This is a genomic window from Mycolicibacillus koreensis, from assembly GCF_002104795.1.
Lineage (GTDB): Bacteria > Actinomycetota > Actinomycetes > Mycobacteriales > Mycobacteriaceae > Mycobacterium > Mycobacterium koreense.
Genome location: NZ_NCXO01000023.1, coordinates 21,158 through 33,814, shown reverse-complemented (window position 1 = coordinate 33,814; position 12,657 = coordinate 21,158). Strand labels below are relative to the sequence as shown.

Annotated in this window: 13 protein-coding genes; 4 read left to right on the top strand and 9 right to left on the bottom strand. The window is 71.5% G+C overall.

Translation table 11 applies throughout. The annotated features are described in order from the left end of the window. Positions 1–123 precede the first annotated feature (123 nt). From B8W67_RS11385 to B8W67_RS11370, 4 genes are read left to right on the top strand one after another with little or no spacing between them, the layout of a single operon-like run. Positions 124–1,350 (top strand): alkane 1-monooxygenase, encoded by a 1,227-nt coding sequence (locus B8W67_RS11385; RefSeq protein ID WP_069393184.1) that lies wholly within the window; start codon positions 124–126, stop codon positions 1,348–1,350. After that, on the top strand, positions 1,347–1,520 hold the full coding sequence (locus B8W67_RS11380) for a rubredoxin (RefSeq protein ID WP_069393185.1): 174 nt from the start codon (positions 1,347–1,349) through the stop codon (positions 1,518–1,520). The genes B8W67_RS11385 and B8W67_RS11380 overlap by 4 nt, the downstream gene beginning before the upstream one ends. A gap of 25 nt (positions 1,521–1,545) precedes the next feature. Further along, on the top strand, positions 1,546–1,728 hold the full coding sequence (locus tag B8W67_RS11375) for a rubredoxin (RefSeq protein ID WP_069393186.1): 183 nt from the start codon (positions 1,546–1,548) through the stop codon (positions 1,726–1,728). Beyond that, positions 1,725–2,912: an NAD(P)/FAD-dependent oxidoreductase gene (locus B8W67_RS11370; protein WP_234806728.1), complete on the top strand. Its 1,188-nt coding sequence runs from the start codon at positions 1,725–1,727 to the stop codon at positions 2,910–2,912. Before B8W67_RS11375 ends, B8W67_RS11370 begins: the two co-directional genes overlap by 4 nt. 21 nt (positions 2,913–2,933) lie before the next feature. Here the strand turns inward: B8W67_RS11370 and B8W67_RS11365 are convergent, their stop codons facing one another. Genes B8W67_RS11365 through fadD3 form a run of 9 tightly spaced genes read right to left on the bottom strand, consistent with a single transcriptional unit; the run spans position 2,934 to position 12,608 of the window. Next, complete coding sequence (locus tag B8W67_RS11365; protein WP_069393188.1) at positions 2,934–4,202, bottom strand: hypothetical protein; 1,269 nt, start codon at positions 4,200–4,202, stop codon at positions 2,934–2,936. A gap of 5 nt (positions 4,203–4,207) precedes the next feature. Further along, positions 4,208–4,594: a heme-binding protein gene (locus B8W67_RS11360; protein ID WP_069393189.1), complete on the bottom strand. Its 387-nt coding sequence runs from the start codon at positions 4,592–4,594 to the stop codon at positions 4,208–4,210. 40 nt (positions 4,595–4,634) lie between these two features. Continuing rightward, a complete protein-coding gene (locus tag B8W67_RS11355) occupies positions 4,635–5,771 on the bottom strand; it encodes a pyridoxal phosphate-dependent aminotransferase (RefSeq protein WP_069393232.1) in 1,137 nt (378 codons plus the stop codon). Positions 5,772–5,824: 53 nt separating this feature from the next. Next, a complete protein-coding gene (locus tag B8W67_RS11350; RefSeq protein ID WP_069393233.1) occupies positions 5,825–6,976 on the bottom strand; it encodes an alpha/beta hydrolase family protein in 1,152 nt (383 codons plus the stop codon). 29 nt (positions 6,977–7,005) lie between these two features. Next, the gene (locus tag B8W67_RS11345) at positions 7,006–7,992 is read right to left on the bottom strand and encodes a bile salt hydrolase (protein WP_069393190.1); all 987 of its coding nucleotides are present in this window, start codon (positions 7,990–7,992) and stop codon (positions 7,006–7,008) included. A 5-nt stretch (positions 7,993–7,997) separates the two neighbouring features. Then, positions 7,998–8,963 (bottom strand): acyl-CoA dehydrogenase IpdE2, encoded by a 966-nt coding sequence (ipdE2, locus tag B8W67_RS11340; protein ID WP_085304076.1) that lies wholly within the window; start codon positions 8,961–8,963, stop codon positions 7,998–8,000. A gap of 2 nt (positions 8,964–8,965) precedes the next feature. Beyond that, positions 8,966–9,934, bottom strand: coding sequence for an acyl-CoA dehydrogenase family protein (locus B8W67_RS11335; RefSeq protein WP_069393192.1), 969 nt, complete (start codon positions 9,932–9,934; stop codon positions 8,966–8,968). After that, positions 9,931–11,079: an acyl-CoA dehydrogenase family protein gene (locus B8W67_RS11330; RefSeq protein ID WP_069393193.1), complete on the bottom strand. Its 1,149-nt coding sequence runs from the start codon at positions 11,077–11,079 to the stop codon at positions 9,931–9,933. Before B8W67_RS11330 ends, B8W67_RS11335 begins: the two co-directional genes overlap by 4 nt. Next, complete coding sequence (gene fadD3 / locus B8W67_RS11325; RefSeq protein ID WP_085304074.1) at positions 11,079–12,608, bottom strand: 3-((3aS,4S,7aS)-7a-methyl-1,5-dioxo-octahydro-1H-inden-4-yl)propanoate--CoA ligase FadD3; 1,530 nt, start codon at positions 12,606–12,608, stop codon at positions 11,079–11,081. The genes B8W67_RS11330 and fadD3 overlap by 1 nt, the downstream gene beginning before the upstream one ends. Between the last annotated feature and the right edge of the window lie 49 nt (positions 12,609–12,657).

Sequence of the window (12,657 nt, the reverse complement as noted above, 5' to 3'; positions counted from 1 at the left end):
TCTCCGGGCGACGAAGACGCGGTCAGTTGTCGGCCTTTGGCGACATAGCCGGGGCACCTTGAGCTCCCTACCGTGGGCGATACCGGAAGAAATCCGCGCTCACCAGGGAGGTTCTGCAAGACCATGGTCACTTCTCAACCGGCCGCCGCGGCGGTCTGGCGCGACAAGAAGCGGCACCTGTGGCTGCTCGGGCTGTTCGTGCCCACGATGCTGTTCACCGTCCTGCCGATCGTGTGGGGGCTCAACCAGCTCGGCTGGCACACCGCCGCACAGATCCCGCTGTGGATCGGGCCGATGCTGATCTACGCCCTGCTGCCCGCCCTGGACCTGCTGATCGGCGCCGACGGGCAGAACCCGCCCGACGAGGTGATGGCGGAGCTGGAAAGCGACCGCTACTACCGCTACGCCACCTACGCCTACATCCCGTTCCAGTACGCCAGCGCGATCTTCGGCGCGTACCTGTTCACCGCCTCGGACCTGTCCTGGCTGGGCTACCCCGAGGGTCTGGGCTGGCTCGGCAAGATCGGGGTGGCGATGACCACCGCCACCGTCGCCGGGGTGGGCATCAACACCGCCCACGAACTCGGCCACAAGCGCGACACCCTGGAGCGCTGGCTGTCCAAGATCACCCTCGCCCAGGTCTGCTACGGCCACTTCTACGTCGAACACAACCGCGGCCACCACGTGCGGGTCGCCACCCCGGAGGACCCCGCCTCGGCGCGCTTCGGTGAATCGTTCTGGGAGTTCCTGCCGCGCAGCACCTTCGGCGGTATCCGCTCGGCGTGGCAGCTGGAAGCGGCGCGCGTGCGGCGCACCGGCAAGAACCCGTGGAACCCGACAACCTGGCCGGGCAACGACGTGGTGAACGCCCTGGCGATGTCGATCGTGTTCTGGGGCGCGATGATCGCGGTCTTCGGCCTCGGGCTCATCCCGTACCTGGCGATCAACGCGATCTACGGCTCGTCGCTGCTGGAGTCGGTGAACTATCTGGAGCACTACGGGCTGGTGCGCCAGAAGCTGGACAACGGCCGCTACGAGCGCTGCACCCCGCAGCACAGCTGGAACTCCGACCACATGGTCACCAACCTGTTCCTCTACCACCTGCAGCGCCACTCCGACCACCACGCCAACCCGACCCGGCGCTACCAGACGCTGCGCAGCTTCGACGATTCGCCGAACCTGCCGGCCGGCTACGGCGCGCTGATCGGGCTGACCTACCTCACCCCGCTGTGGCGCCGGCTGATGGATCACCGGGTGCTGGACCACTACGACGGTGACATCAGCCGCGCCAACATCGTCCCGCGCCGGCGCGAGAAGATCCTCGCCCGCTACCCGGTGGCGGCGTCGTGACCGCCGCCTACCGGTGCCCCGGCTGCGGCTACGTCTACGACGAGGCCACCGGCGCACCGCGGGAAGGATTCCCGGCCGGCACCGCCTGGGCGCAGATCCCCGACGACTGGGCCTGCCCGGACTGCGCGGTGCGCGAGAAGTTCGACTTCGAACCGGCGAGCACCCACTAGCCGCCGACAACGACAAGGAGGACCGATGAACGACTACAAACTGTTCCGCTGCCTGCAGTGCGGCTTCGAGTACGACGAGGCGCAGGGCTGGCCCGAGGACGGCATCGAGCCGGGCACCCGCTGGGCCGACATCCCCGAGGACTGGAGCTGCCCGGACTGCGGTGCGGCCAAGGCCGACTTCGAGATGGTCGAGGTGGCCCGGCCGTGACCGCCACGGTGATCGTCGGCGCCGGGCTCGCCGCGGTCCGCACCGCCGAAGCGCTGCGCCGCGGCGGCGACACCGGCGCGATCACCCTCGTCGGCGCGGAACCGCACCCGCCCTACGACCGGCCCCCGCTGTCCAAGCAGCTGCTGCGCGGGGAGCTGGCCGGTCCCGCCGAGGTCGCCCTCAAACCGGCCGAGTTCTACCGCGACAACGACATCACCCTGCGGCTGGGGGCCGCAGCGACCCGGCTGGACCCCGACGCGCACACCGTGGTGCTCGCCGACGGCGCCCGCATCGGCTACGACCGGCTGGTCATCGCCACCGGGGTCACCCCGCGGTGGCTGCCGGGCTGCCCGCCGCTGGCCGGGGTGCACCTGCTGCGCTCGGTGGACCAGGCGGTGGCGCTGCGGGCGGGCGTCTCGGCGGCGCGGCGCGCTGTCGTCGTCGGCGCCGGGTTCATCGGCTGTGAGGTCACCGCCGCGCTGCGCGCCGCCGACGTCGCGGTGACCCTGGTGGATCCCGCACCGGCGCCGCTGGCGTCGGTGGTCGGCCCGACGGTGGGGGCGCTGATCGCCCGCCTGCACCGTGACGAGGGCGTGAGCGTGCGCACCGGGGTCGGGGTCGGCGAGGTCACCGGCGCCGGCCACGTGGAGTCGGTGACCCTCGACGACGGCACCACGGTGCCCGCCGACCTGGTGGTCGTCGGCATCGGTTCCCGCCCGGTCACCGACTGGCTGGCCGGCAGCGGCGTGCGGATCGACAACGGCGTGGTCTGTGACCCTGTGGGGCGCACCAGCGTTCCCGACGTGTGGGCCCTCGGCGACGTCGCCGCATGGGCGTACGGCCGGACCCACCGCCGCATCGCACACTGGAGCAACGTCGCCGATCAGGCCCGCACGGTGGCCGCCGTTATGGCGGGCGGGGACCCGCCGGCGCGGGCGACGGTGCCCTACGTGTGGAGCGACCAGTATGAGCTCAAACTGCAGTGCCTCGGCGACCCCGACCCCGGCGACGCCGTGCACATCGCCGAGGACCGCGGCCGGGAGTTCCTCGCCTACTACGAACGTGACGGCATGCTCACCGCCGTGGTCGCCGCGGGCATGGCAACCCAGATCCGTTCGGCCCGTAAACAACTCACCGCACCCACCCCGATCGCCGAGGCGCTCGGCGCAGTGACCGCGGTCTGAAACTATGTGAAGCGGGTCCGGTCAACCGCCGTGCCAGCGCCGCTGGTGCTCGGCGTGGGTGCGCAGATAACCTCCGGCGTCGAAGAACTCGTCGTAGAAGTCGGTGTCGAGATGCTGTGCCTGCAGATACATCAGCACCTGCACGGTCGGCACCGTGCCAGGCAGCTTGCCGAACTCCTCGACGATGTAGGTGCCCTGGTGGGTGACCAACTCAGCGATCCCCTCCGGCGGTAGCGCACTGGCGCGCACCGCTGCGGTGTCGGCCCACGGCCCGGCGGTGTCGCGGTGAAACGGGCCGCCGGGTGCGAACTTTCGGTCCACCAGCATGTCCACGGCGGCGGCAACCGAGCCGGTGTGCGCCGGGCACAGCGTCTCGAAATAGCCCGGCAGGCCCGTGGGATTGGCCATCGCCCAGCGGTCGTCGTGCTCGGCGTGAAACCCCAGACCGGGTGCGCGCGGGTCCCCGGATCCGCCGAGCACCGACACCCGGTCGAGTCCGTCGAAGATCCACCCGCCCAGCCCGATCGCCTGCAGCGCCAGCATCCCGTTGTGCGCGGCGATCGCCAGCTCGGCGCTGGCCTCGCTGAGCGTGTACTGCTCGACGAACGACAGCGGCACCGGGTCGTCGGCGTGCGCCAGCGACGCGAACCGTCCCATCCCGGGCAGCGCTCGGCCGTGGATGTCGTCGATGATGGGGTAGCCGTTGGCGGCGAAGAACCACAGGTTCTCCAGCAGATGCTCGGCCAGATCGGCCACCGGGAACGCCAGCAGGCTGCCCGGATGGTTGGCGACCCAGGTGTTGTGGCCCTCCATGTAGGGCTCCTCGCGGGGCAGCTCCAACCGGTGCGGCGAGATCTGCACGTACTGCTCGGCGGTGGCGCCGATCCAGTCGGCCAGATCGGTGATCGGCGCCGGCGCCCGGTCGCGGGTGTCGAGCAGATAGATGCCGCTGTCGTCGGTGAAGAACACCCGGCTGGTGTGGAACCCGGCCGCCGAGCTGAAGGTGCGCCCGGTGGCGCTGCCGGAGTAGTTGGGCCACGCCGGGGCGTAGCCGGGATGGTGGGTGATGCCGTCGTGCCAGCCGGTGACCCCGGCGACGAACGACAGCACCAGCGCGCGCTCGACCTCGCTCAGCGGCGCGACCGGCCGGCGGCTGGTGAACGCCAACGCACCCGCCGGGATCCGCCCGCCCACCGGGAAACGCCGGGAGCGGCGCCCGACGACGGCGTCGGCCAGCGGGAACCGCGCGACCTCGGCCAGTGCTGCGCGCTCGTGCGCACCGAGCCTCAATGGCGTTACTGGGTGATCGTCTCGATCAGGGTGGCCAGATGCCCGGGGGTGAGTTCCACCCCGCACTCGTTGCGCATGTCGGTCAGCGGGCGGGCGATGCCCTGCAGCTCCAGCAGCTCACCGGGGTGGCCGGTGAAGTAGCCGCGCACCGAGTTGCGGGCGTCCTCGGGGGACTGCTTGGCGGCCGCGGTGACGACGTCGTTGGCCTCCGGGTGGGTGTCGAAGAACCCGGAGACCTGGTTGAGCACGCCGCTGGCGGTGGCCGACAACGCCCCGGCGGTGCACGGCGGCGCCGCGGCGGCGGGTGCGGCGGCGGCGATTCCCCCCGCCAGACCGATCGCGGCCACACCGACTGCGAGGTGGCGAATGGGGGTCCGGCGGCTGCTCGTCATGGCGATCCTTAGAAACGTGTGGGCGGGAACCTCCGCCAACCTACCCCAGCGGTCCGCGGTGCCGCAGCCAGTCACCGAGGCGGTCGAGGCCCTCGGTGATGTCGGCGGTCGGACCGGCGAACGACAGCCGTACCCAGCTGTTCCCGCCGGCCGGATCGAAATCGATCCCCGGGGCCACCGCGACCCCGGTGCCGGCCAGCAGATCCGCGCAGAACCCCAGCGAATCGTCGGTGTGCTCGGCGACGTCGGCGTAGACGTAGAACGCCCCGTCGGCAGGGGCCAGCCGGGTCAACCCCAGCGCGCGCAGACCGTCGAGCAGCAGCGTGCGGTTGGCGCCGTAGTGGCGCAGGTGCCCCTCGGCCTCGGCGATCGCATCCGGGGTGAACGCCGCCACCGCGGCGTACTGGGCCAGCGCCGGCGGACAGATGGTGAAGTTGCCGGTCAACCGGTCCACCGCACGGCGCAGCTCCGGCGGCACCAGCAGCCAACCGAGCCGCCATCCGGTCATCGCGAAATACTTGGAGAAACTGTTGACCACCACCGCGTTTCGTGAACTCTGCCAGGCGCAGCGGGTCTGTGGCGCACCCGGATAGACCAGCCCGTGATACACCTCGTCGCTGATCAGCCGGGCCTGCTCGCGGTCACACCACGCGGCGATCGCGGCCAGTTGCTCCGGGGCGATGACGGTGCCGGTGGGGTTGGCGGGGCTGGCCACGATCACCCCGGCCAGCGGCGCGCTCGCCGCAGCGGCGTCGAGCATCGCCACCGTCGGCTGGTAGCGGGTCTGCGGCCCGCACGCGATCTCGACGACCTCACAGCCCAGCGCGGTCAAGATGTTGCGGTAGCACGGGTAGCCGGGGCTGGCGATCGCCACCCGGTCACCGGGGTCGAAGCAGGCCAGAAACGTCAACAGGAACCCGCCGGAGGAGCCGGTGGTGACCACCACGTCGTCGGAGCCCACCGTCAGGTCGTAGCTGCGGCGGTACGACTCGGCGATCGCCTCGCGCAGCTCCGGGATCCCCAGTGCGACAGTGTATCCCAGTTCATTGCGGTCCAAGGCGGCGGCCGCCGCGGCACGCACCGGCTGCGGTGCGCCCACACTCGGCTGGCCGGCGGAGAGGTTCACCAGGTCGCCGTGGCTGCGCTGGCGCTGCGCGGCGGCCAGCCACACGTCCATGACGTGAAACGGCGGGATCCCGGCGCGCAGCGCCACCCGGTCCAGCGGCCCGTTCACCCGGCCATCACCCGCTGCAGAAACGCGGTGGAGTCCGGGATCGAGGCCAGCACCGTGCCGGAGTGGTCCTCGTCGGGGTAGATGTGCAGCTCCACCGGCTGGCCGTTGGCGCGCAGCTGTTCGTCGAGCAGCTGCGAGGACCGGGCCGGCACGTCGGTGTCGCGCAGCCCGGCGCCGAGGAAGATCGGCCGGTCGTAGCCGTCGACCGGGGTGCCCATGAAGGCGCCGAGCGCCTCGTCGATCCCCGGCAGCGACGCCACCGGCGCGACGAACAGCTCGGGCAGGGTGGTGGTGCCGGCCAGCGTGTCCAGGGCGGGTTTGCACACCGTCTCGGCCGCGTCGACGAGCTCGCGTCCCCGGGGGCTCAGCACGGCGTCGACACCGAGGTCCGGGCGCGCCTCGCGCAGCGCGGCGAGGATGTAGGAGGTGTAGCTGATCGCCGCCGGCGGCAGCGGGCCCGGGTCGAAGTCCGGGCCGGCCTGCACCACGACCTGCTCGATGTTGGCCGGTGTGCCGGTGGCGACCACGCCCCGGTAGTCCAGGCCGTCGCCGGCGGCCAGACGGTTGGCCCACCAGGCGCTGTTGACCGCCGCGCCGCCGCCCTGGGACTGCCCGACGATCGCCCACTTCGCCGACAGCGGCAGATCCAGCTGGTGGGCGGCCTTGACCGAGTCGATCACCGAATGCGCCTCGGTGACGCTGTTGAGATAGCTCATCAGCCCTGGCGTGCCCAGCCCGGCATAGTCGGTGCCGACCACCGCGTACCCCTGGTCCAGCCAGTGCGACAGGTACTCGTCGTCGCGCGCGCTGCGCGGGTGCGCCGACGGGGTGCAGTCGTCGCCGAGCCCGACGGTGCCGTGCGCCCAGGCGATCACCGGCCACCCGTCCGGCGGCGGGGCGGCGTGCGGGACGAACACCGCCGCGGTGCTCACCGCCGGCTGGTCGTGCTGGTCGGGGGTGGCGTAGAGGATCCGCAGGGCGCGCGCCGCACCGGGCACCGACAGTGCGGGATCGAGGTCCACCGCGGTGATCAGGGTCCCGGCCGGCGGGATCGGCCCGTCGTAGTGCCGGGCGTCCAGACCCGACCAGTTCGGGGCGGTGTCGGCGTGCGCCCACGGCGTCGCGGCGCCGAAGACGACCAGAACCACCGCGGTCAGCACCGCGGCCGCCGGCCGGCTCACCGCGGGACCCCCAGGAACTGAAACGGCTCGGATTCGACGAACGCCGCGGAGCTCTCCCCGGCGAACGTGTTCGACTCGTCGTGGCCGAGATCGAGTTTGCGCACCGCGGAGGATTCGCCGAAGTCGAGTTTGTTCAGATCCACCCAGAACACGTTGGGGGTCAGCGCCGATTCGAAGAAGTACAGCCCGCGGGTGTGGTGGGCGACCGTACGCCACCGCGTCGAGGAGATGTTCGGCTCGTCGGGCGTGGCGATGCCGAACGGCACCGACACGTTGCGCACCACACTGAACACCGATGCCAGCGCGATGCGCGGATCCTCCGATTTCGGTACGGCGTTGACGTAGAACGCCGCCCGGGCGAACCGGTCGGCGGCCCGGTTCGTGCCGGGCAGCATCACGGTGCCGCCGAGCTGGGACCAGTAGGTGTTGATGGCCAACTGCTCGGCGAAGATCGGCGAGTTGGTCATCACCTGGTAGTCGCGGTGGTGGTGGATGGTCTGCGCCCCGCCGATGTACTCCACGATCGCGGAGTCGCCGGTGGCGTCGGACAGCGACAGGTGCAGGGTGGCCAGCCGTTGCTCACCCGGCACCCCGTCGGTCACCACGTCGAACGGCTCGGCGGACAGTGCGGTGACCGCCTCGGCGACGGTGGCGAAGTTGTCCAGCATGTACTGCGCCCATGCGGCGATCGTCAGCCCCGGCCGGTCGGTGTCACGGGCCGGATACTGGGATTCTGCCAGCCACAGCAGGTTTGCCGACAATCCCGCCTCGTTGAGGCCGTCGGTGGTGCACAGGTCGTAGGCACTGGCCACCACGCTGCCGTAGCGGGCGGTCCACTCGATCGAGTTGTCGCCGGCCTGGCCGTGGCGGTGGACACCGCGCGGCAGCGCCCACAGGTTGGTCATCAGATCCAGCTTCCAGTCCATCGACCGGCCGGTGATGATGTTGCCGGCGGGCCCCAGGTAAACCAGTCGGGTGCACATGGCCCCTACCGTACTGAGGCGGAGAGCACCTCGGCTTCCAAACGGCGCAGTTGTTCGATCGGCGCGCCGAGCAGCTGCGAACTGCCGTGTGCCCGTTTGAAATACAGCTGAATGTCACTCTCCCAGGTGATCGCGATACCGCCGTGCAGCTGAATCGCCTCGGCAGCAACGGCGTTGAACGCCTCGCTGGCGGTGAACCGGGCCAAAGCGGCGGACGTCGCGGTGGGCTGCGCGACGGCGTCGGCGACGACCGCGCGCGCCGAGGCGACCGCCACGTGCAGATCGGCCATGCGGTGTTTGAGTGCCTGGAAGCTTCCGATCGGGCGGCCGAACTGCACCCGGCTCTTGGTGTAGTCGACGGTGAGCGCCAGGCAGCGGGCCGCGGCCCCGATCTGTTCGGCGGCCAGCAGCACCGCCGCGTAGTCGCCGATCCCCGGGTCGGGGGCCACTGCGGCGGTGGTGCCGGGACTGATCCGGCCGAGCCGGCGGGTGGGGTCCATGGTGGCCAGCGGGGTGGCCTCGAAGGTCTCCCACCGGACGAGTTGGCCGTCCTCGACGCCGATCACCACATCCTCGGGCCCGACCAGGTCGCCGTTGAGCGCGTAGTCCGGGTCGAGGGCAACCGTGCCGATCGCCTCCCCGGCGGCGAGGCGCTCCAGCGCCGCGGCATCGGGCTCGTCGGCGGCCAGCAGCGCCAACTCGGCGAGCGTGGTGCCCAGCAGGGGAGTGGGCACCAGGGCTTTGCCCAGTTCCTCGATCACCGCGGCGGCGTCGCCGAGCTGGCCGCCGGCGCCGCCGAACTCCTCGGGCACCACCAGCGCCGCGGCCCCGACCTGTTCACACAACAGGGTCCAGAGCGCCTCGTCGTAGCCGCGCTCGGAGTCCATCGCGGTGCGCACCGCCTCCGGCCCGGCGTGTTTGTCGACCAGCGCGGCCACCGTCGCGGCCAGCAGCGCACGTTCCTCGCTCATGTCTAGATCGCCTCCAATACCCGACGCCGGTGGGCGGCCGGATTGCCCCACGCCGGTCGCAGCGCCTGCACCCGCAGCAGCCACAGCGACAGGTCGTGCTCGGCGGTGAATCCGATCGCGCCGTGGGTCTGCAGCGCGGACTGGGCGGCCAGCAGCGCCGCGTCGGCGGCGGCGACCTTGGCCGCGCTGACGTCGCGGGCGGTGTCGGCGCTGCCCTCGGCCAGCGACAACGCGGCCCCGTAGATCAGCGGGCGGGCCATCTCCACCGCGATGTGGACATCGGCCAGCTTGTGTTTGATCGCCTGGTACGAGCCGATCACCCGGCCGAACTGGGTGCGCTGCTTGGCGTACTCGACCGAGGCGTCGAGCAGGGCGGTTCCGGCCCCGACCAGTTGCGCGGCGGTGGCCAGCGCCCCGAACTCGTAGGCGGTGGCGGTGTCGGCGTCCCAGCGTGCCCCGGTGGGGCTCACCTCGAATCCGGTGCGGGTGGGGTCGACCGAGGCGTGGGCGGCGCCGGCCTCGGCGACGGCGACCGACCCGTCCGGATCGGCGGCCAGCACCAGCCCGGCGATGTCGGCGTTGACCGCGCGCGGCACCGACGGCGGGGCGGCCACGGTCGCGATCAGGTCCCCGGCGGCCAGCGCCGCGCAGCGCTCGGCCTCGTCGGGGGCGCCGGCGAGCAGCAGCGGCGCCACCGCGATCGACTCGGTGACCGGGCCGGGCACACACCAGCGGCCGAGCCGCTCGAGGGCGACCATCAGGTCGACCGGGTGCGCCTCGATACCGTCGTGGCGTTCGGGCACCATCAGCGCGGTGACCCCCAGCTCGGCCAGCTGGGACCAGATCCGCCGGCCCGGCGCGGTGTCCCCGGCGCCGAAGGCGCGCACCGCGGTCGGGACGTCGGCGGCGCTCAGCGCCGCGTCGATGCTGTTGGCGAAGTCGCGCTGCTGCGCGTCGAGATCAAATTTCACTTCTTCTCCCGGGGCAGGCCCAGCAGTCGCTCGGCGATGATGTTGCGCTGAATTTCGTTGGTTCCGGCGTAGATCGGCCCGCCCAGTGCGAACAGGTAGCCGTGCATCCACGGGTCGGCCAGCTCGCCGTCGGCGCCGCGGATGTCCAGTGCGCTCTGGTGCAGCGCCACATCCAGATCCGACCAGAACACCTTGGTCACCGACGATTCGGCGCCCAGTTCGCCGCCGGCCGCCAGCCGGGTGACGGTGCCGAAGGTGTGCAGCCGGTAGGCCTGCGCCTTGATCCAGGCGTCGGCCACCCGGTCACCGTAGAGCGCCTCCGGTTCGTCGTGGTCGCCCCCGCCGGCTTTCCACAACGCCGCGAGACGCTCGGCGCCGACGAGGAAGCGGGCCGGGCTGCGCAGCGACATGCCGCGCTCGTTGCTCGAGGTGCTCATCGCCGCGCGCCAGCCCTCGTGGGGTTCGCCGATCACGTCGTCGTCGGGCACGAACACGTCGTCGAGGAAGATCTCACCGAAGCCGGTCTCCCCGCCGAGTTGCTCGATGGCGCGCACCGTCACACCCTCGGCGGCCAGGTCGAACATGAAGTAGGTCAGCCCCCGGTGCCGCTGGGCCTCGGGGTCGGAGCGGAACAGCCCGAATCCGCGTTCCCCGAACGGGGCCCGTGAACTCCAGATCTTCTGCCCGTTGAGCCGCCAGCCGCCGTCGACCTTGGTCGCCGTCGACCGCAGCGACGCCAGGTCGCTGCCGGATTCGGGCTCCGACCAGGCTTGTGCCCAGATCTCCTCCCCGGAGGCCATTTTCGGCAGTACCCGGTCGAGTTGCTCTTCGGTGCCGTGGGCGAACAGCGTCGGCGCCAACATCGAGGTGCCGTTGGCGCTGGCGCGCGCCGGAGCCCCGGCACGGAAGTACTCCTCCTCGAACACCACCCACTGCAGCAGGGTGGCGTCGCGCCCGCCGTATTTCTTCGGCCAGGCGATCACCGACAGCCCCGCGTCGAACAGCACCCTGTCCCACCGGCGGTGCTGTTCGAATCCCTCGGCGGTGTCGTAGGAGTGGGTCGGGAACGCCGCGGTGTTGGCCGCCAGGAACTCGCGGACCTCGGCGCGGAACTCCTCGGTCTCAGCGTCGAAATGCAGATCCATCAGGTCATCTCTCTCAACTGGGGTTTGACCACCTTGCCGCCCGGGTTGCGCGGCAACGTGGAAAGGAACGCCACCGACCGTGGCGTCTTGAAGTTGGCCAGATGCTGTTTGGCGTAGTCGATCACCGTCGCCTCGTCGAGGTCGGCGCCGGGCGCGGCGACGACGAACGCCCTGCCGACCTCGCCGAGTCGTGCGTCGGGCACCCCGATCACGGCGACGTCGGCGACGCCGGGCAGGCGGGTGAGCACCTGCTCGATCTCGGCGGGGTAGACGTTGAACCCGCCGCAGATGTACATGTCCTTGAGCCGGTCGGTGATCGCGAGGTTGCCGGCGGCGTCGAGGGTGCCGACGTCGCCGGTGTGCAACCAGCCGTCGGCGTCGATGGCGGCGTCGGTGGCCGCCGGGTCGTCGAGGTAGCCGAGCATCACATTCGGCCCGCGCAGCAGCACCTCGCTGGTCTCGGCGTGCAGCGCCAGTTCGAAGTCGGCGATCGGGCGACCGCAGGTGGTGGCCACGGTGACCGCGTCGTCGTCGGGGCGGCACATGGTGCCGAAGCCGCTGGCCTCGGTGAGCCCGTAGGCGGTGAGCACGACGTCGATGTCGAGTTCGGACTGCATCCGTTCGATAAGCACCACCGGCACGGTCGCCGCGCCGGTGACCGCGAACCGCAGCGAGGTCAGGTCGAACTCGCCGCGGCGCGGATGATCCAGCAGCATCTGATAGATCGTCGGCGGGCCGGGCAGCACCGTGACCCGCTGCTCGGCGACCGTGCTCATCGCCGCCACCGGGTCGAACGTGATCGCGGGGATCAGCGCCGCCCCGGTCTGCAGGCAGGCCAGGATGCCGGCCTTGTACCCGAAGTTGTGGAAGAACGGGTTGATCGCCAGGTAGCGGTCGTCGCTGCGCATCTGCCCGCACGCCGCCCAGGCGGCGGCACCGGCCAGCGACTGCCGGTGCGCGCAGAGCACGCCCTTGCTGCGGCCGGTGGTGCCGGAGGTGAACAGGATGTCGGCGACGTCGTCGGCGCCGACCTGCGCGGCCCGGGCGTCGACCTCGGCCTCGGCGACCGCCGACCCGCCGGCGAGGAACGCCGCCCAGGTGCCGTCGTCGGCCTCCACCGGCACCCGCACGATCGTGCGCAGCGCCGGCAGCGCGGCCGGGTCGAGGTCGCCCGCCCGGTCGGCGCCGAGGAAACGGCCCGCGGCAAACAGCAGCGGCGTCTCGGTGCGGGCCAGGATGTCGGTCGCCTCGGCGGCGGTGTAGCGGGTGTTCAACGGCACCATGACCGCGCCGGCGTAGTGGATGCCCAGCGCGGCCACCACCCAATGCCAGGTGTTCGGCGACCAGATCGCCACCCGATCCCCGGGATGGACGCCGGCGGCGATCAGCGCGGCGGCCGCCCGGCGGACCTCGGTGCGCAGCTGCGCGTAGGAAAGCCGACGGTCGGTGTCGAGCACCGCGGGCGCGTCGGGCAACTCCGCGGCGATCCGGTCGAGCACCGCAGGGGTGGTCCGCGGATCGCTCGTCATGACGCTCCTCGGAATTCTCCGCCCAGCACGGGCTCACACAGCAAGTGGG